22 protein-coding genes and 1 tRNA gene are annotated in these 17,549 nt (G+C 68.3%); 14 read left to right on the top strand and 9 right to left on the bottom strand.

Going from position 1 to position 17,549, the window contains the following annotated elements:
* Position 1: 1 nt before the first annotated feature.
* Complete coding sequence (gene ndk, locus GZ67_RS0111630; protein ID WP_029261664.1) at positions 2-418, top strand: nucleoside-diphosphate kinase; 417 nt, start codon at positions 2-4, stop codon at positions 416-418.
* 69 nt (positions 419-487) lie between these two features.
* Here the strand turns inward: ndk and GZ67_RS0111635 are convergent, their stop codons facing one another.
* The gene (locus GZ67_RS0111635; RefSeq protein WP_029261665.1) at positions 488-1,105 is read right to left on the bottom strand and encodes a vitamin K epoxide reductase family protein; all 618 of its coding nucleotides are present in this window, start codon (positions 1,103-1,105) and stop codon (positions 488-490) included.
* Between the two features lie 283 nt (positions 1,106-1,388).
* On the opposite strand from GZ67_RS0111635, the gene GZ67_RS0111640 reads away from it, so the two are divergent.
* Positions 1,389-4,022: an Rne/Rng family ribonuclease gene (locus GZ67_RS0111640; RefSeq protein ID WP_029261666.1), complete on the top strand. Its 2,634-nt coding sequence runs from the start codon at positions 1,389-1,391 to the stop codon at positions 4,020-4,022.
* Here the strand turns inward: GZ67_RS0111640 and GZ67_RS0111645 are convergent.
* Positions 3,987-4,253, bottom strand: a complete 267-nt coding sequence (locus GZ67_RS0111645; RefSeq protein WP_029261667.1) for a DUF4031 domain-containing protein — start codon at positions 4,251-4,253, stop codon at positions 3,987-3,989. The two genes, GZ67_RS0111640 and GZ67_RS0111645, sit on opposite strands and share 36 nt — an antisense overlap.
* A 246-nt stretch (positions 4,254-4,499) precedes the next feature.
* Between GZ67_RS0111645 and rplU the strand changes: the two genes are divergently transcribed.
* From rplU to GZ67_RS0111700, 11 genes are all read left to right on the top strand, one after another.
* A complete protein-coding gene (gene rplU / locus GZ67_RS0111650; RefSeq protein ID WP_028501602.1) occupies positions 4,500-4,808 on the top strand; it encodes a 50S ribosomal protein L21 in 309 nt (102 codons plus the stop codon).
* 18 nt (positions 4,809-4,826) lie between these two features.
* A complete protein-coding gene (gene rpmA / locus GZ67_RS0111655) occupies positions 4,827-5,084 on the top strand; it encodes a 50S ribosomal protein L27 (protein WP_028501603.1) in 258 nt (85 codons plus the stop codon).
* Between the two features lie 100 nt (positions 5,085-5,184).
* Positions 5,185-6,684 carry a GTPase ObgE gene (gene obgE / locus GZ67_RS0111660; RefSeq protein WP_029261668.1) on the top strand — a complete coding sequence of 500 codons (1,500 nt, stop codon included), beginning with the start codon at positions 5,185-5,187 and terminating at the stop codon, positions 6,682-6,684.
* The gene (gene proB / locus GZ67_RS0111665) at positions 6,681-7,466 is read left to right on the top strand and encodes a glutamate 5-kinase (RefSeq protein WP_029261669.1); all 786 of its coding nucleotides are present in this window, start codon (positions 6,681-6,683) and stop codon (positions 7,464-7,466) included. Before obgE ends, proB begins: the two co-directional genes overlap by 4 nt.
* A 9-nt stretch (positions 7,467-7,475) precedes the next feature.
* On the top strand, positions 7,476-8,729 hold the full coding sequence (locus tag GZ67_RS0111670; protein ID WP_029261670.1) for a glutamate-5-semialdehyde dehydrogenase: 1,254 nt from the start codon (positions 7,476-7,478) through the stop codon (positions 8,727-8,729).
* Between the two features lie 67 nt (positions 8,730-8,796).
* Positions 8,797-9,021 (top strand): hypothetical protein, encoded by a 225-nt coding sequence (locus tag GZ67_RS0111675; protein ID WP_029261671.1) that lies wholly within the window; start codon positions 8,797-8,799, stop codon positions 9,019-9,021.
* Between the two features lie 6 nt (positions 9,022-9,027).
* Positions 9,028-9,633, top strand: a complete 606-nt coding sequence (nadD, locus tag GZ67_RS0111680) for a nicotinate-nucleotide adenylyltransferase (RefSeq protein ID WP_029261672.1) — start codon at positions 9,028-9,030, stop codon at positions 9,631-9,633.
* Entirely contained in the window at positions 9,630-10,841 is a 1,212-nt protein-coding gene (locus GZ67_RS0111685; protein ID WP_029261673.1) for a hypothetical protein, read from the top strand. The genes nadD and GZ67_RS0111685 overlap by 4 nt, the downstream gene beginning before the upstream one ends.
* Positions 10,841-11,221, top strand: a complete 381-nt coding sequence (gene rsfS / locus GZ67_RS0111690; RefSeq protein ID WP_029261674.1) for a ribosome silencing factor — start codon at positions 10,841-10,843, stop codon at positions 11,219-11,221. The genes GZ67_RS0111685 and rsfS overlap by 1 nt, the downstream gene beginning before the upstream one ends.
* 1 nt (position 11,222) lies before the next feature.
* Positions 11,223-11,912: an SDR family oxidoreductase gene (locus GZ67_RS0111695; RefSeq protein ID WP_029261675.1), complete on the top strand. Its 690-nt coding sequence runs from the start codon at positions 11,223-11,225 to the stop codon at positions 11,910-11,912.
* Positions 11,913-12,007: 95 nt separating this feature from the next.
* Positions 12,008-12,292, top strand: coding sequence for a hypothetical protein (locus GZ67_RS0111700; RefSeq protein ID WP_029261676.1), 285 nt, complete (start codon positions 12,008-12,010; stop codon positions 12,290-12,292).
* Between the two features lie 126 nt (positions 12,293-12,418).
* On the opposite strand, the gene GZ67_RS0111705 is transcribed toward GZ67_RS0111700, so the two are convergent.
* The 6 genes from GZ67_RS0111705 to GZ67_RS0111730 all read right to left on the bottom strand — a co-directional run bounded on the left by GZ67_RS0111705 (position 12,419) and on the right by GZ67_RS0111730 (position 15,221).
* Entirely contained in the window at positions 12,419-13,036 is a 618-nt protein-coding gene (locus GZ67_RS0111705) for a CueP family metal-binding protein (RefSeq protein ID WP_029261677.1), read from the bottom strand.
* Between the two features lie 63 nt (positions 13,037-13,099).
* Positions 13,100-13,687 (bottom strand): DUF305 domain-containing protein, encoded by a 588-nt coding sequence (locus GZ67_RS0111710; RefSeq protein WP_029261678.1) that lies wholly within the window; start codon positions 13,685-13,687, stop codon positions 13,100-13,102.
* 104 nt (positions 13,688-13,791) lie between these two features.
* The gene (locus tag GZ67_RS0111715; RefSeq protein ID WP_231481786.1) at positions 13,792-14,250 is read right to left on the bottom strand and encodes a DUF6153 family protein; all 459 of its coding nucleotides are present in this window, start codon (positions 14,248-14,250) and stop codon (positions 13,792-13,794) included.
* A gap of 38 nt (positions 14,251-14,288) precedes the next feature.
* Positions 14,289-14,477 carry a hypothetical protein gene (locus tag GZ67_RS0111720; protein ID WP_029261680.1) on the bottom strand — a complete coding sequence of 63 codons (189 nt, stop codon included), beginning with the start codon at positions 14,475-14,477 and terminating at the stop codon, positions 14,289-14,291.
* Positions 14,478-14,580: 103 nt separating this feature from the next.
* Positions 14,581-15,042, bottom strand: coding sequence for an SRPBCC domain-containing protein (locus GZ67_RS0111725; protein ID WP_029261681.1), 462 nt, complete (start codon positions 15,040-15,042; stop codon positions 14,581-14,583).
* Positions 15,043-15,148: 106 nt separating this feature from the next.
* Positions 15,149-15,221: transfer RNA gene (locus GZ67_RS0111730), tRNA-Ala, on the bottom strand.
* Positions 15,222-15,358: 137 nt separating this feature from the next.
* On the opposite strand from GZ67_RS0111730, the gene GZ67_RS0111735 reads away from it, so the two are divergent.
* Positions 15,359-16,429 carry an NAD(P)-binding domain-containing protein gene (locus GZ67_RS0111735; RefSeq protein WP_029261682.1) on the top strand — a complete coding sequence of 357 codons (1,071 nt, stop codon included), beginning with the start codon at positions 15,359-15,361 and terminating at the stop codon, positions 16,427-16,429.
* Here GZ67_RS0111735 and GZ67_RS0111740 read toward each other — a convergent pair.
* Positions 16,416-17,438 carry a DUF2804 domain-containing protein gene (locus tag GZ67_RS0111740; protein ID WP_029261683.1) on the bottom strand — a complete coding sequence of 341 codons (1,023 nt, stop codon included), beginning with the start codon at positions 17,436-17,438 and terminating at the stop codon, positions 16,416-16,418. The genes GZ67_RS0111735 and GZ67_RS0111740 overlap by 14 nt on opposite strands.
* Positions 17,439-17,549 lie beyond the last annotated feature (111 nt).

The raw sequence follows: 17,549 nt of genomic DNA on the forward strand, positions 1-17,549 counted from the left end.
CATGGCCACCGAAGAAACCCTCGTCCTCGTCAAGCCCGATGGTGTCGCCCGCGGCCTCACCGGCACGATCCTCGCCCGCATCGAGGCGAAGGGATACGCCCTCGTCGACATCCGCCTCGTGGAGCCCGACCGCGATCTGCTCGCCGAGCACTACGCCGAGCACGAGGGAAAGCCGTTCTACGAGCCGCTGCTCGAGTTCATGCTCTCGGGTCCGTCGGTCGCCATCCGTCTCGCGGGCAACCGCGTGATCGAGGGATTCCGCTCGCTCGCCGGGACCACCGACCCGACGACGGCTGCCCCCGGCACGATCCGCGGCGACTTCGGCCGCGACTGGGGCCTCAAGGTGCAGCAGAACCTCGTGCACGGCTCGGACAGCCCCGAGTCGGCCGCACGTGAGCTCGGCATCTGGTTCGACTGAGCTCCGAGACAGGAAACCCGCCGTCGATCCGAGGATCGGCGGCGGGTTTCCTCATTCCGTGGAGCGGGATCAGAAGATCATGCCGATGACCTCGCCGAGAAGGTCGAGGCCGCGCAGCTGGACGAGCAGGATGATCAACGCGTAGGCGAGGATCGTCGCAAGCGGCACCCAGGGCATCAGCCGGTTCGCGCGCTCCTGCGCCCGCTCGCTGCTCGTGAACGTGCCGTTGCGGGTGAGATGCACCATGGTCGCGAAGAAGGTCGGGATGGTGACCGCCCACGTGGCCATGCACCACGGGCACAACACGCCGAGGTTCGGCGCGTACAGGCTCTGGCTGATGAGCCAGACGACGAAGCCGAACGCGAACGTGATCCCGGCACCGAAAGCCAGCCAGAACCAACGGGGGAAGCGCGCGCCGGCGAGCAGCGCCACGCCGACGACCAGCGGCGCCATCCACAGTGTGAGGCCGATGATCGGGTTCGCGAAGCCGAAGACCTCGCCCTGCCACGAGTTGAGGTTGACGTCGCACTGGATCATCACGCTCACGTAGCAGTTGGACACCGCGTCGGGATTCTCGAGCTTGGCGAGCTTCTCGGTGAGGAGCTGGAAGGCGGCGAACCAGCCCACCACGCTCGCGAAGATCAGCCAGACGGCGTAGACGACGGGGCGGGTGCGCTGCTCGCTCATACTGAGGATTATCCCTGCGATGGCTATGGATGTGGCGAGAACAGGCCGGACAAAAACGCGCTGGTCTCGATGGGATGCCGTGAACGGACCCACTTGGTGCGATAATGGCCTGTGACACGATGAACGGCCTTGCCGCGACACGTGCCGACGCAGACTTCGGGGCCCCATGCCCCACGCGATCAGAGCCATGAGCCGGTCGCACACCGAGTGAGTTCGCGGAACCCGCGGGTACCGCATGAGATTTCACGGAGCACCAGTGCCCCGTGCAGGGAGTAAGCCAGAGATGGCCGATGAGAACAATGACAACAACGTACCTACCCTCGACTTCCCGGCTGACGCCGCGGAGCCGCTGACGGAGCCCACCGCTCCCGACGCCGACGACCCGAAGGGGCCGGCGAACGAGGACGACGCCGCATCGGATGCCGCAGAGGTCGCGGCCGACGCTGCCGCCGATGATGTCGCCGCCGGTTACGCGGCCGCCGAAGACGCAGCCGCCGCTGCGGACGACGCTGCGGCGGGTGCGGCCGCGGATGCCGCTGCCGACGACGAGGCTGCCGCGGTGATCGCTGCTGAGGCTGCTAACGCTTCCGGATCCGAGGTCGAGGCAGACGCTGCGGCGGAGAGCGGCGATGCCGTGGCTCCCTCGGATGCCGACGTCGAGGCGATCGTCGAGGAGAGCGCTGTCCCCGACGCTCCGGCCGAAGGAGCGGCCGTCACTGAGACCGCTGCCGAGGACTCCACCGTCGAGACGCCTGTCGCCGAGACGGCCCCGGCTGCTCCCGAGGCTCCGGCCGTGGTGACCGCCGTGTCGCTCGGTCTGCTTCCCGAGGTCTTCGTGTCGCAGGTCTCCACGCAACTGCACTTCTACGCGCCCGAGATCACCCCGCTGCCTGCACGGCCCGACCGCGGAGAGCGCATCTTCGACCGCATCGCCGAGCGCGAGCAGTCGCAGGACGAGTCGTCGGGTCGTGGCCGCGGTCGTGGCCGTCGCCGTGGCGGATCCGACGGGGACGACCAGCGTGAAGAGCCGCGTCAGCGTCAGCGCGTCGTCGAGTACATCACCGAGCCGAAGGCCATCAAGGGTTCCACCCGGCTCGAGGCGAAGAAGCAGCGTCGCCGCGACGGACGCGACGCGGGTCGCCGCCGTCCGGTCGTCACCGAGGCCGAGTTCCTCGCGCGTCGCGAGTCCGTCGACCGCAAGATGGTCGTGCGCTCGAAGAACGGCCGCACGCAGATCGGCGTCCTCGAGGACGGCGTCCTCGTCGAGCACTACGTCGCCCGCAACCAGGACGCCTCGCTGATCGGCAACGTGTACCTCGGCCGCGTCCAGAACGTGCTGCCGAGCATGGAGGCCGCGTTCGTCGACATCGGCCGTGGCCGCAACGCCGTGCTGTACTCCGGTGAGGTCGACTGGGACGGCGTGGAGACCGGCAACCAGCCGCGGCGCATCGAGCTCGCGCTCAAGCCCGGCGATCGCGTGCTCGTGCAGGTCACCAAGGACCCGGTCGGACACAAGGGCGCCCGCCTCACCAGCCAGATCTCCCTTCCCGGCCGCTACCTGGTCTACGTGCCCGGCGGCTCGATGAACGGCATCAGCCGCAAGCTTCCCGACAACGAGCGCGCGCGACTCAAGCGGATCCTCAAGGAGGTCCTCCCCGAGTCGTCCGGCGTGATCGTGCGCACCGCGGCCGAGGGCGCGACCGAGGACCAGCTCACGCGCGATGTGCAGCGCCTCACCGCGCAGTGGGAGCACGTCCAGAAGCAGGTCGAGAACCAGCAGGCACCTGCCCTCCTGCATGCAGAGCCCGACCTGCTCGTGAAGATCGTCCGCGACGTCTTCAACGAGGACTTCACCAAGATGCTGATCCAGGGTGAGGACGCGCAGCAGACCATCCGCGCCTACCTGGAGAGCGTCGCGCCCGACCTGCTCGAGCGTGTCGAGGCATACGAGGAGGAGGCCGACCCGTTCGACGCGTTCCGCATCACGGAGCAGATCGAGAAGGCCCTCGACCGCAAGGTCTGGCTCCCGTCGGGCGGTTCGCTCGTGATCGACCGTACCGAGGCGATGACCGTCGTCGACGTCAACACCGGAAAGTTCGTCGGCTCCGGCGGAAACCTCGAGGAGACGGTCACCAAGAACAACCTCGAGGCCGCGGAGGAGATCGTCCGCCAGCTGCGACTGCGCGACATCGGCGGCATCATCGTCGTCGACTTCATCGACATGGTGCTCGAGTCCAACCGTGACCTCGTGCTCCGCCGTCTGATCGAATGCCTGAGCCGCGACCGGACGAAGCACCAGGTTGCCGAGGTCACCTCGCTCGGGCTCGTGCAGATGACCCGCAAGAAGCTCGGACTCGGACTCCTCGAGACCTTCAGCGAGGCCTGCGAGGTCTGCGCCGGCCGCGGTGTCATCGTGCACCACGATCCGGTCGTGAAGCACCGCTCCAGCAACAACGGCGGCAGCAGCAACGGCAACGGCCAGAGCAGTCGTCGTCAGCGCGGCGGCAACGGAAACAACGGCGGCAACGGCCAGAGTCAGAACGCGCCTGCGGCTCCGAGCGTGACCCACAGCATCACCGAGGGTGCCAAGTCGGCGCTGGCTCAGATCGCGGCCTCCACCATCGTTCCGGCCGCGGAAGGCGCTGCAGAGGCGGAGACCACCCCGGCAGCGTCCGAGGCGCCGACGGCGGCCGAACGGCCCAAGAAGGCCCGCAAGAAGCGCGGTGGCGATCGTTCGGCACCGAAGTCGCCGGCGGAGCAGCTGCTCGACTCGGTTCTCGACGCCCTTCCGGAGCCGAAGGCTCCGGGTCAGGGCCGAGGTCGCCGTCGGGTGAGCACTGCTGCACTCACCGGCACCCCGGTGTCGGTGAACAACGAGCCGTCAGCGCCGGTCGCGGCCGCGGACTCGGAGTCCTGAGGCGATCAGGCGTCGCACCAGCTCCTTGCCCTTGACCGGGCGGGCGCCGGCGATGACGAGCCGGGGGATCATCTCCTCCGGCACGTCGTAATGGTCGAGGTCGAAGGCGCGCGCCGGCACGTCGTTCGCCTTCGCGAAGGTGTGCAGTTCGTCGAGGCTCTCGTCGCTGACCAGGTGCGCCCACAGGCGTCCGTGGGCGGGCCAGAGGGGGTCGTCGACGAGTACGGTCACCTCGTCAGCCTACGACTGCTCCCGGCGTTGGCGGCCGGGGCGCGACACGCGGGGGAGCGGGAGCGGCTTCGCTTTGCGACACCGACCCACATCCGGTAAAGTAGTCCCTTGGTGCGTATGCCGCGTCGTCCTCGTCGGTCGAAGCGGAGAGTCTTGCGTTCGCGCCCGCCGTTCCACGGTGCATGCAAGCAACAGTCTTCCCGTGAGATCTCGGAGCCGCGAGCTCCCCAACGAAACAGGTATGAAGTGGTTTACGCAGTAGTGCGCGCCGGTGGGCGGCAGGAGAAGGTCGAGGTCGGCACGATCGTTCAGCTCGACCGTGTCAAGGCTGCCCAGGGCGAGAAGATCGAGCTGGCCGCAGTGCTGCTCGTCGACGGCGCCACGGTGACCACCGACGCTGACTCGCTGGCGAAGGTCAAGGTCACGGCTGAGGTCATCGGCAACCTCCGCGGCCCGAAGATCATCATCCAGAAGTACAAGAACAAGACCGGTTACAAGAAGCGCCAGGGCCACCGTCAGGAGCTCACGCGCGTCAAGATCACCGGCATCAAGTAAGCCAGAGGGGACTAGGACATGGCACATAAAAAGGGCGCAAGCTCCACCCGTAACGGTCGTGACTCCAACGCTCAGCGCCTCGGCGTGAAGCGCTTCGGTGGTCAGCAGGTCCTCGCCGGCGAGATCATCGTCCGCCAGCGCGGCACGCACTTCCACCCCGGCGTCAACGTCGGCCGTGGTGGCGACGACACGCTGTTCGCTCTGGCCGCCGGTGCGGTCCAGTTCGGAGCGAAGGGCGGCCGCAAGGTCGTCAACATCGTCGCTGCAGCTGAGTGATCTCAGCACGACACTAGTCATCCGGTTCGGGGCGGGCTTCGGCTCGCCCCGTCCGTGTATCTGCACACCGTCATAAACAGGAACCCAGGGGAACCCGCACATGGTCACGTTCGTCGACACCGTCACACTGCACCTGCGTGCGGGTAAGGGCGGCGGCGGTTGCGTCTCCGTGCACCGCGAGAAGTTCAAGCCCCTCGGCGGCCCCGACGGCGGAAACGGCGGCGACGGCGGCGACATCGTGCTCGTCGCCGACCCGCAGACCGGCACGCTGCTCTCGTACCACCACTCTCCGCACCGTTCCTCGGGCAACGGCGGCCCCGGCATGGGCGACCACCGCTCCGGTTTCCTCGGCGAGACGCTCGAACTCCCGGTGCCGGTGGGCACCGTGGTGAAGAACACCGCGGGCGAGGTCCTGATCGACATGATCATCCCCGGCGAGCGGTTCGTCGTCGCCAAGGGCGGGATGGGCGGGCTCGGCAACGCCGCCCTCGCCACTCCGAAGCGCAAGGCGCCCGGCTTCGCACTTCTGGGTACGCCCGGATACGAGGGCGACGTCGTCCTCGAGCTGAAGACCGTCGCCGACATCGCGCTCGTCGGCTACCCGTCTGCCGGCAAGTCGAGTCTGATCGGCGCGATCTCGGCCGCTCGGCCCAAGATCGCCGACTACCCGTTCACCACCCTGCACCCCAACCTCGGCGTCGTGCAGGTCGGAGACTTCCGCTACACGGTCGCCGACGTGCCCGGCCTCATCGAGGGCGCGAGCGAGGGGCGCGGCCTCGGACTCGAGTTCCTCCGCCATGTCGAGCGCTGCTCCGCCCTGCTGCACGTCCTCGACTGCGCCACCCTCGAGCCCGGGCGCGACCCGATCTCCGACCTCGATGTCATCCTCGCCGAGCTCGGCGCCTACGAGGTGCCCGAGGGGCAGACCCCTCTCCTCGAGCGCCCGCAGTTCGTCGCACTGAACAAGATCGACGTGCCCGAGGCGCGCGACCTCGCCGAACTGGTGCGCCCCGATCTCGAAGCGCGCGGCTTCCGTGTGTTCGAGATCTCCACGGTCTCGCACGAGGGGCTGCGTCCGCTGACGTTCGCGCTGGGCGAGCTCGTCGAGAAGGCCCGCGCCGAAGCCGCGCTGGAGACGCCGCCGGAGCGCGTCGTCATCCGCCCGCGTGGCTCCAAGAAGGGCTTCACCATCCGCGTCGAGGGTGGCACCTACGGCAACGTCTACCGGATCATGGGAGAGAAGCCGGTGCGTTGGGTTCAGCAGACCGACTTCCAGAACGAAGAGGCTGTGGGCTACCTCGCGGATCGCCTCGAGAAGCTCGGCGTCGAGGACGAACTCTTCCGCCTCGGTGCGGTGCAGGGGTCGACCGTCGTGATCGGCGAGGGCGACAGCATCGTCTTCGACTGGGAACCCACGATGACCTCGGCGGCAGAGCTCATGAGCGCTCCCCGTGGTACCGACCCCCGACTGGCGCCCAACTCGCGCCGGACGACGTCGGAGCGCCGCGAGCAGTACTACGAGCGCATGGATGCCAAGGCCGAGGCTCGTGCTGAGGTGGAGACCCAGCGCCTGGCCGCGTACCGCGAGGACGGCGAGTGACCGCACGCACCCGCGCTGATCTGGCGACCGCCTCGCGAATCGTCGTCAAGGTCGGTTCGTCCTCGATCAGCGGCGAGTCGTCGTGGCGCATCCCTGTGATCGTCGAGGCCCTCGCCGCAGCGCACGCACGCGGGGCCGAGGTCGTGCTGGTGTCCTCCGGCGCGATCGCGTCCGGGATCCCGTTCCTGCGTCTGGACTCGCGGCCGAACGACCTCGCCACCCAGCAGGCGGCGGCGGCCGTAGGGCAGAACATCCTCATGTACCGGTACCAGGAGTCGCTTCGCCCGTTCGACATCGTCGCCGGTCAAGTCCTCCTCACCACCGGCGACCTGGAACACCCCACCTCACGCTCGAACGCACGGCGTGCGATGGAGCGACTGCTCGGTCTGCGGACTCTGCCGATCGTCAACGAGAACGACACGGTCGCGACGCAGGAGATCCGGTTCGGAGACAACGATCGTCTGGGCGCCCTGGTCGCGCAGCTGATCGAGGCCGACGCGCTCATCCTCCTGAGCGACATCGAGTCGCTGTACACGAAGCCGCCGACGGATCCGGGTGCGGAGCCGATCGACATCGTCGCCCCCGACGCCGATCTCACCGGGCTCGAATTCGGTGCGACGGTGGTCAACAGCGTCGGCACCGGCGGAGCGGCGACCAAGGTCTCGGCGGCGCGCCTGGCCGCGGCGTCCGGCATCGGCGTGCTCGTCACCAGCGCAGATCTGGTGGACAAGGCGCTCTCCGGCGCCGAAATAGGAACCTGGTTCGAACCCGCCACCTCATAAACTGGACGGATGACCGACCAGACCCCGCAGGCGCGCCTGGAGCGCGCCAAAGAGGCCTCCCGCGCCACCGCGGCCCTGACCAGCGCTGACAAGGCTCGTGTGCTCGAAGCGATCGCGCTGGCGCTCCTGGCGGACGCGCCGCGCATCATCGAGGCGAACGGTCGTGACATCTCGCGCGGTCAGCAAGACGGCATCGGTGAGTCCCTGATCGATCGGCTGCGACTCGACGAGAAGCGGGTCGCGGCTCTGGCTGCCGCCGTCCGGGAGGTCGCCGCTCTCCCGGACCCCGTCGGGCGCGTGGTCGGCGGTCACCGCATGCCCAACGGCGTGGCGCTCGAGCAGGTGCGGGTCCCCTTCGGTGTGGTCGGTGCGATCTACGAAGCCCGGCCCAACGTGACCGTCGACATCGCCGCGCTCGCGTTGCGATCGGGCAACGCCGTGGTGCTGCGCGGTGGCAGCGCCGCCCACGACTCCAACGCCGTGCTCGTGGACATCATGCGCGCGGCGGTCGAGGGCGCCGGACTCACGGCGGAGGCGATCCAGACCGTCGACGACTTCGGCCGCGACGGCGCGAAGGCGCTCATGCACGGTCGCGGCTTCATCGATGTGCTGATCCCGCGGGGGAGTGCGGGCCTCATCGAGACCGTGGTGACGGAGTCGACCGTGCCCGTCATCGAGACCGGGGCGGGCAACGTCCACATCTTCCTCGACGAGACCGCCCCCGACGACTGGGCGCGTGACATCGTCGTGAACGCCAAGGTGCAGCGTCCGAGCGTGTGCAACGCCGTCGAGACGGTCCTCGTGCACCGTCAGGCCGCGCCGCGTCTCGTGCCGCTGGTGGCCAGTGCTCTCGAGAGCGAGGGTGTCGCGATCCACGGCGACGACATGGTCGTGGGGCTCATGTCGAACGTGATCCCCGCCACCGAGGAGGACTGGGAGACCGAGTATCTGAGCCTCGACATCGCGATGAAGGTCGTCGACTCGCTCGACGAGGCCCTCGCGCACATCCGTCGGTACAGCACGGGGCACACCGAGTCGATCATCACGACGGATTCGCGCAATGCCGAGCGGTTCCTCGCCGAGGTGGACTCGGCTGTGGTCATGGTGAACGCGTCCACGCGATTCACCGACGGAGGCGAGTTCGGGTTCGGTGCGGAGGTCGGCATCTCCACCCAGAAGCTGCATGCGCGGGGACCGATGGGGCTCTCCGAGCTGACCAGCACGAAATGGCTTGCGCGTGGGTCGGGGCAGACGCGCGGCTGAGGGCTAGACTGGGGGACGCTGTAACCCCCGCAGGATCCCGAACAGCACGCCACGAAACGGAGCCAGGATGAACCTCGTCGCACAGATCGCGATGGCCGCTGCCGAAACCGAGCACCACGGCAACGTCGCGCTCGAGACGCTGATCTTCGGGGTCATCGCCGCGATCGTGTTCGGCGCGCTCGGCCTCGTGACGTTCTCGTACAAGAACGTCGCCAACCGTCACTCGGCGAAGGCCGAGGCATGGGCTGCGCAGCACGGAAAAGACGGCCACGAGGCGGGACACGGCCACTAGGCCCGCATGAACGACGCTGCGACCACGCGCCCCCCGCGCATCGGCGTGATGGGCGGCACGTTCGACCCCATCCACCATGGCCACCTGGTCGCAGCGAGCGAGGTCGCGAACTCTTTCGGCCTCGACGAGGTCGTCTTCGTGCCGACCGGGCATCCGTGGCAGAAGTCGGGTGTCTCGCCGAGCGAGCATCGCTATCTGATGACCGTGATCGCTACCGCCTCGAACCCGCAGTTCACGGTGAGCCGGGTCGACATCGATCGCGAAGGCCCCACCTACACGATCGACACCCTGCGCGATCTGAAGCGGGATCGACCCGACGCCGAGCTCTTCTTCATCACGGGAGCCGACGCCGTGGCGCAAATTCTCAGTTGGAGGGACCATGATGAGTTGTGGGAGTTGGCCCACTTCGTCGCGGTCTCACGTCCTGGACATGTCCTGAGCACTGACGGCCTCCCGAGCGACAACGTCAGCCAACTCGAGGTGCCGGCGCTGTCGATCTCGTCGACGGACTGCCGCGAACGCGTTCGTGACGATCAGCCGGTCTGGTACCTGGTCCCTGATGGGGTCGTTCAGTACATCGCGAAGCATCACCTGTATCGGAGCAAGGCATGAGTACATCGGATCAGCAAGGGCAGGGTCCGCTGACGCGCAAGCAGTTGCGGGAGATCCGGTTGACGGGATCGACCCCGGTCATCTCCAGCGAGGAGGCCGCCGCGGCGGCCGAGGCGGCTCCCCCCGCGCCCCCGCTGCCCCGTGCCGCGGAACCCGTCCAGATCGAACCGGCACCGGTGCCGGTCGCCGTAACCGACGAAGCGAACGGCGATGCCCCGCTGACCCGTCGCCAGGTTCGCGAGCAGGAGAAGGCCCGCACCGGTTCCGTCTCCGTGATCGGTGCCGAAGAAGCGGAAGCGGTGCCATCCGCCGAGCCCGCCGATGAGGCCGAGGCAGCAGCCGCAGCGCAGGTCGAAGAAGAGGCGCCGCAGCAGGAGGAAGCTCCCCCGGTGGCCGCTGCAGAAGCCCCTGTCGAGCTCGTCTCCGGGGTCCCGGACTTCGCTCGGACCGTCGATGTCGACGATGACGAGGACGACGATGTGGATGACGAGGTCGCCGTCGCCCCCGTCAGCGCAGCAGTCGCGGCCGACACGGTCGGCGACGTCCCGCTCGAGGCCGTCGAGACCCCTGCAGAGGCCGCGGTCGACGAAGACGATGTCGAGGCGGTGCTCGGACTTCCCGTCGAGGGCAGCGACGAGGCTGCCGACGGTGACGTCCTCGCCGACGTGCACGATGCCGACGACGATGAAGACGACGACGTGCGTCCGACCGTCAACTCTTCGTTCGGAGAGGGCCTTCTCGCCGACGCCCCCGAAGCGCACACGCCTTTCCGGCCATCGTTCGACGAGCTGATCGGCGTGGGAGATTCGACGGGGTCACAGCATTCCGCGCCCAACGCGCTGATCTTCACCCCGTCGCCGGGGGAGGGCTCGCTCTCGGGCCCGGTCGCGTCGACCGGAGAGATCCTCGTCACCGGTTCCTACGAGCTGCCGAAGGGCATGGGCTCGCAGGGCCATGCGCTCGGCACCACCGACGGCAAGGACGTCGACGCCGTTCTCATCGATGGCGAGCTGCCGCCGGCATCCTCGCCCACGCCGATCGCCGCGAGTGCGGCCGTCAGCACCATCAAGCCGGCCGGAGAGGTCATCCGACCTCCTGCCCCCGAGAAGGGGAACCGACTGATGGTGACCCTCGCCATCATCGCCGGCGGACTCGCCCTCGCGATCGGCGTCGTTCTCGTCATCGCCTTCACCACGAAAATGATCTGATGCAATCACCTGAAACTGCCGAAGAGATGCTGCGCCTCGCAGCCCAAGCCGCCATCGACAAGGGCGGTGAGGATCTCGTCGCGCTCAACGTCTCCGAGCCGCTGCCGCTCGTCGACATCTTCCTGCTCGTGACGGGAAACAGCGAGCGCAACGTCGCCGCGATCGCGGACGAGATCGAGGACCGCCTGATCGAGTCCGGTCACAAGCGCGTGCGTCGTGAGGGGCGGGCGGAGGCCCGCTGGGTGCTGCTCGACTTCGGCGACCTGATCGTGCACGTCTTCCACCAGGAGGAGCGCGTCTACTACGGGCTCGAGCGCCTCTGGAAGGACTGCCCGATCGTTCCGATCGACGTGGCCGAGCCTGCGGCAGACGCCAGCTGACATGACCACGCACCTGATCACCGGTGCGGGTTCCGGCATCGGGTCGGTTCTCGCCCGCCGGTTGCTGGACCGTGGCGACGCCGTCGTGGCGATGGCTCGGGATGCAGGGCGTGCCAAGCAGATCGCGGAAGACCTTCCCGGGGCATCCGTCATCGTCGGCGACCTCGCGCAGCCGGGGCGACTGTCGTGGGCGCTCTCCAAGCAGCAGCTGCCCGACCGCATCGATTCGCTGGTGCATGTCGCCGGCGTCGTCGACCTCGGCGACGTCGCTGATCTGCCGGCCGCGCTGTGGGAGCAGCAGCTCGCCGTCAACCTCATCGCTCCGGCGGAGCTCACCCGGCTTCTCCTTCCGGTGCTGCGCGTGTCGCAGGGGCAGGTGGTGTTCGTGAACTCCGGCGCCGGCCTGCGCGCCAACGCCGGATGGTCGGCATATGCGGCGTCCAAGCACGGGCTCCGGGCACTCGCCGACGCCCTGCGCGCCGAGGAGGCGCCGCACGGAGTGCGGGTGACCTCGATCTACCCCGGCCGCACGGCGACACCGATGCAAGAGCGCGTGCACCAGCAGGAGGGCCAGGCATACGACGCGGAACGCTACGCCACACCGGAGGCCGTGGTCACGACCATCCTCACGGCGCTCGACCTTCCGCGGGACGCACAGATCACCGACCTGACGGTGCGCCCCGGCCGCTGAGCCGACCCGCATCCTCCGCAGGTGCTGTCAAGGGGCTTCTTCTCGGAGCGCTGAGGGCGCAAGCTCTTCTCGAGAGAGTCCTGGAGGGCCCCCGCATGTCTGAACTCCCCGATCCGCGCTTCATGTTGAATCGCATCACCGCGTCGGAATGGGTCATCAACGACCTTCGATACTCACCCAACGATCCGCGCCATGTGGTCGCGTGCGTCTACGAACTGGCCGAGACCGAGGTCGAGGTGACCTGGCTCCGCGACCTGCCGCTCGCCACCCGCTACGGGACCGCGTTCGAGGTGCTCGAGGACGTCGAGAGGATGCGCGGTTCCAGCCGCGCGACCCGTCCGATCACGATTCCTCACCGCCCGCCTCTGATGGCGACCTGACCGTCTCCACCACGCCGTACAGAAGCGCACCCCCTCGATGCTCGAGGGGGTGCGCTTCTGGGTCCCCTGGGCGTTTCGCTGCGTCGGCCAGTCGTCCGAGCAGCGTCCGATCGGAACAGCGTCCGGTCAGAGCAGCTGCAGATCGGTGATGCAGGTACGGTCGTCCGGCGAAGTGGTCGACAGGGGCACGGTACCCGTGAGGCCCTCGCTCTCGACGGTCAGCGTCGCCTCGATGTCCCGGGGCACCCAGATGCCGATGAAGCCGTTGTCCTCGGTGGGCCGGGTCTCCTCGACGAGTGTCTTGCCGTCTTCAGAGGTGACGCTGACCCGTACTTCGGTATCGGAGAGCTCACCGAGGCACGTCGTAAGGCTGTGGAAGTGGCACTCGTGCGTGCGCTCGCGGAACGGTGCGATCGAGACGTACACCGTATCTCGGGGCATCGGCAGCCGGCTCTCCCGACCGCTTTCGTCGCGGAGCACGAGAGCATCGGGTTGCACCGACGCGAGCAGACGATCCGGTCGGTCCGCGACGGGCATCGCCTCGAGTCGTTCGATCACCTCTCCGACGTCGAGTCCAGCGAGTTCATGCGATGCGAGGATCTCCTGCGCCGCCGCCGGGTCGGCGTCGGGTGTGGGCGCGGTACATCCGGCCAGGGCGACGCCGGCGACGGCGAGTGCGGCGAGCACTGCGGACAGCTTGCGTCGTCGAGGCAATGTGAAAAGGGTGGACGTGTCGTGGTTCATGGCGTGGTCCTTCATACGGAGTGGGGCCGGTGCCGGGCGCACCGACACCGGCCGCCGAACGGGTCAGAGGGCGGTGAGGAGGTCCTTCATCTCCTGGATCTCGTCCGTCTGCGCGTCGATGATCGTCTGGGCGAGTTCGACTGCTTCCGGGTCGCTGCCCTCGTCGACCTGCGCCTGCGCCATCTCGACGGCACCCTCGTGGTGCATGATCATCTGCTCGAGGAAGAGGCGAGAGGCCGCGGTGCCTTCCGCGTCCCGCAGCGCGGTCAGGTCGTCCTCGCTCATCATTCCGTCTCCGTGATCCATCCCACTCGCGTCGCGGTCATCGGAGCTGACGTCCCATTCGTCCAGCCAGCCTTCGAGCTGTTCGATCTCCGGGCCCTGAGCGGCCTTGATCCGCTCTGCGAGCTCGGTCACCGCGGGATCGATCCCGCTCGCTGCGAGCACGATGTCGCTCATCTCGATCGCCTGCTCGTGGTGGACGATCATCATCGAGGCGAACATGACGTCGGCATCACCGACGCCCGCGGACGGCGACGAGCCGTGATCCATGCCAGGCATGGATCCGTCATCGGTGCCGGTCGTACAGCCGGACATGAGCAGGACGGCAGACAGGGCGAGTGCGGTTGTGGCCGCAGCACGAATCTTCATGGGTGTTCTCCAATAGGCATAGTCGTGGCGCACACGCCGGGCGGCGGCGCGCGAGTGTGTGAGAGGTGTGGAGCCGTGCGCGAGAGCGCGGGCTCGACAGCCGCTCAGGTGCGACTGATGCAGAGAACGTGAAGCGAGGGGGCGCGGGGGAGGACCCGTGCCGTGAGGATCTCGATGAGGGGGGACCGGAACAGAGTGCCCGACCAGCTGCGGAGAACTCCGGGCGCGATGAGGAGGACGAGCACGAGCAGAAGGGCGAGCATGCACATCATCGCCGCCCCGGTGTGATCATCGCTGCTGCAACCCGCGCAGGACATATCGGCCGCGCCTGCGGGGCTCCCGGTTGGATGCGCCTGAGCTGTGCCGTGGTGCGCCGAGGAGGACTCGACAGCGGTCAGCGTCAGTGCAGCCGGTGCATCGGCCGCTGCGGTCCCGTGCGGATTCAGAGTGTGCATGCCCAGCAGCCCGATGATGACCGCGGCGACGAGCAGCACACCCGACAGCACACCCCGGAAGATGCTCGATGAGCTCCTTCCGAACCGCGTCGCCGCCACCGGTGCCATGGAGTAAGTCTAAGCGGGGTGGTGCGGCTCGGGCCCGCTCAGACCCCGGTGGCGTCTGCGTCCTCGTCCGCTCCCGCGGCGACGCGATCGGCCTCGGCGCTGTCGACGAGAGCGTCATCGACATCCGGATCGAGGACGCGCTCACCGTCGACGTCCCTGGTGGGCACGTCGGCCGCATCGTCATCGTGGGGGACGGGAGGGACCGGAGGAATGATGGGGTTCGACATGATCGCATCCTTTCGTCGAGGTGCGTTCACGCTAGATCCTGGAGCGTGCGGAATGAACCGGGTTGACGCTCATGAAGTCGCACGCTAGCCACGGCGCCGGGAATCAGGGCTCGAGATACGCGGCGAGATTCGCCAGCGACGATGTCAGTCCTTGCGCGTGGTCGCGGGCGCGGACGCCCTCGGGCACGTCGCGGGCCGTCAGCTCGACCTCCGTCCCCTCCGCCACGCTGCGGACACGCCACTCCATCCGCATAGTGCCGTGGAACGTCGGGTCGTCGGAGTCGAAGTCGACCTCCTGCACGATGAGCTCGCCCGGCACGATCCGCGCGACGCGTACCTCGGAGGCGTCCGAGTCGGCCGAGGTCTTGCCCGGCGAGTCGGTGGGGTCGTCATACGTGAGAACCAGTCGATACGAGCCGCCTTCACGCATGTCGAAGCGTTCGAACCGCCCGTGCATCCCGTGGGGAGGCAGCCAGGTGAGCAGCGCTTCGCGGCTGGTCAAGGCAGCGAACGTCTCGTCGCGGCCGACGTGGACGAGGAGACTGGCGCGATCGGTTCTGCTCATATCGTCAGCCTATGACGGCGACGTTCCCCGCCGCTCCCGGTGATCATCGCAGCTTCGAAAGGCCCCGGAAAACAAGAAAACCCGCGATCTCTCGCGGGTTTCGTTGTGGACCTGAGGGGACTCGAACCCCTGACCCCCTGCATGCCATGCAGGTGCGCTACCAGCTGCGCCACAGGCCCAGATGCCGCTCCGTAGAAGCCGGAGCAACTTGAAAAGAGTACTACACGAATCCGCGCGAGCACCAATCGGCGGCAGCCGCCCGGGAGTGTCGTCACCGGGCTGGAACAACCGGGAGTGGCGGGGCGTTCTGTTCTTCGTGAGCATCCTCGACAGTCTGGTGATCGGCGCAGGGCAGGCCGGCCTCTCGGCGTCCTTCCACCTGTCGCGGCTCGGCATCTCGCACGTCGTCCTCGACGCGGATGAGCGACCTGGAGGCGCCTGGCAGCATCGCTGGGACGCCCTGACGATGCGCGACGTGCACGGTGTCGCCGAGTTGCCCGGCGACACGCCGCCGCCGCGTGACGGAGCCCGTGCCAACGTGGCCGTCCCCGACTACTTCGCGGCATACGAGCGCACGCATGCACTCCCGGTGCTCCGACCGGTGCACGTGGAACGCGTCGAGGACGAAGACGGACTCCTGATCGTGCGAGCGAGGGAGGGGGAGTGGACGACCCGCACGCTGGTGAACGCGACGGGGACGTGGTCGCATCCGTTCCTCCCGCACTACCCCGGGATGGAGACCTTCGTCGGGGAGCAGCTGCACACGGTCGACTATCCCGGCCCCGAGCACTTCCTCGGCAAGCGGGTACTCGTGGTGGGCGGTGGGGCGTCCGCGGTGCAGTTCCTCGGCGCCCTCGCCCCGATCACCGACACGCTCTGGGTCACCCGTCGGGAACCCGTGTGGCGGAACGACGACTTCACGCCCGAAGCCGGTGCGGCCGCGGTCGCTCTGGTCGAGCAGCGCGTCGCCGCAGGACTCCCTCCCGAGAGCGTGGTCAGCGTCACCGGACTCATGCTGCGCCCGCAGGAACGCGAAGCCGAGCGTCTGGGCGCCTATGCCGCACGTCGCCCGATGTTCGAGCGCATCGAGCCCGACGGCGTGCGCTGGGCCGACGGCAGCTTCGAGCACGTCGACGTCATCCTCTGGGCCACGGGTTTCCGTCCGGCCATCAGCCACCTGGCGCCCCTGCACTTGCGCAGCGCGGCCGGCGGCATCCAGCTCGACCGGAACGGCCGCGGCACGACCGCGGTCGCCGACCCGCGGGTGCAGCTGGTCGGTTACGGGCCGTCGGCGAGCACGATCGGCGCCAATCGTGCCGGGCGTTCGGCGGCGAAAGGTGTGCAGCGCGCGCTGCGGTCCGCCGGGGCGAGCGTCACCAGCGGTTGAGCACCTCTTCGGCGAAGCCCTCGATGCCGTCGACGCGCACCGGCGTACCCGTGTCGTCGTGCACCCAACCCGACCAGACGCCGAACAGCTGATCGGTCCGACTCGCGATGACCAGCGCATTCGTACGTGACATCTTGTCGTAGAACGGTGTGAACGTGAGGTCGGTGGTCGCACCGTGCACCTGCCAGGGGCGCATGAACTGCTCGGGGTCGTAGTCCCACACGAGTTCCTCGCTGATCTTCGACAGGCGCCCGTCGACGAGCAGGGCGTTCTCGGTGGCCCCGGAGCCATCCGTCCACTTCGCGCCGAGCTGCAACCCGATCGTGCGGCCGTCGACGATGCCGCTACCGGCGGCCCAGTTCCACCGCACCTGATACGGCCAGCGCCCGCGTCCGTGGTCGAGCACCGCCCAGCTGCCCACCGGCACGTCGTGGGCGGTGCCGTCGATGGCGATGCTGCCGGTCGTCGGCCGCGCCACATCCTTCACGGTGTACTGGAACCGGCGGATGTCGTCCCCCCGACGCCAGGGCACGACCACGCCGAGTGACTCGTGCTCGGGCGGCCTGGCGGCGAGCAGGTCGAACGACACGCGAGGAGCGGTGCCGCGCAGACGCGTGCCGTCGAACACCTCGTCGACGTCGAGCGTGATGCGGCGGGTCCGGGCCCGCACCGGGCCGTCCCCGAGCGATGGCGGCAGCGTCGCGGAGCGCGCTCCGGGGGAGATCACGGTCGATCCGATGTCCTCGCCGGTCGCCCGGTCGAGTACCCAGACCTCGTGCAGCGCCAGGTAGTCGACGCACGACACGGTGAACGCGATGATGTGCGACGGCGTCATCACGTTCCAGTACTCCCAGCGCTTGTTGCGCCCCCAGCGGCCTCGACCGGGGATGCCGGATGTGTCGTGCAGAGGCGTTCGAGACCAGCCGAGCGCATCGCGGTTCAGTGCCCCGTCGGGAGTCGTGAGCGAGACGGGCGCGGTGATCTCGCGCTCGATCAGCGGTGTGGGCATCGTCGTCCTGCTGTCGGGAGGGATACCGTTCGGGTCGGCATCGTTGACCCGAGTGTAGAGGACCCGGTGCCGCCGTACGAGGGACCCGGCACACGGAACCGTGTTCGGGCG

This window comes from Microbacterium sp. Cr-K20 (genome assembly GCF_000708325.1).
GTDB lineage: Bacteria > Actinomycetota > Actinomycetes > Actinomycetales > Microbacteriaceae > Microbacterium.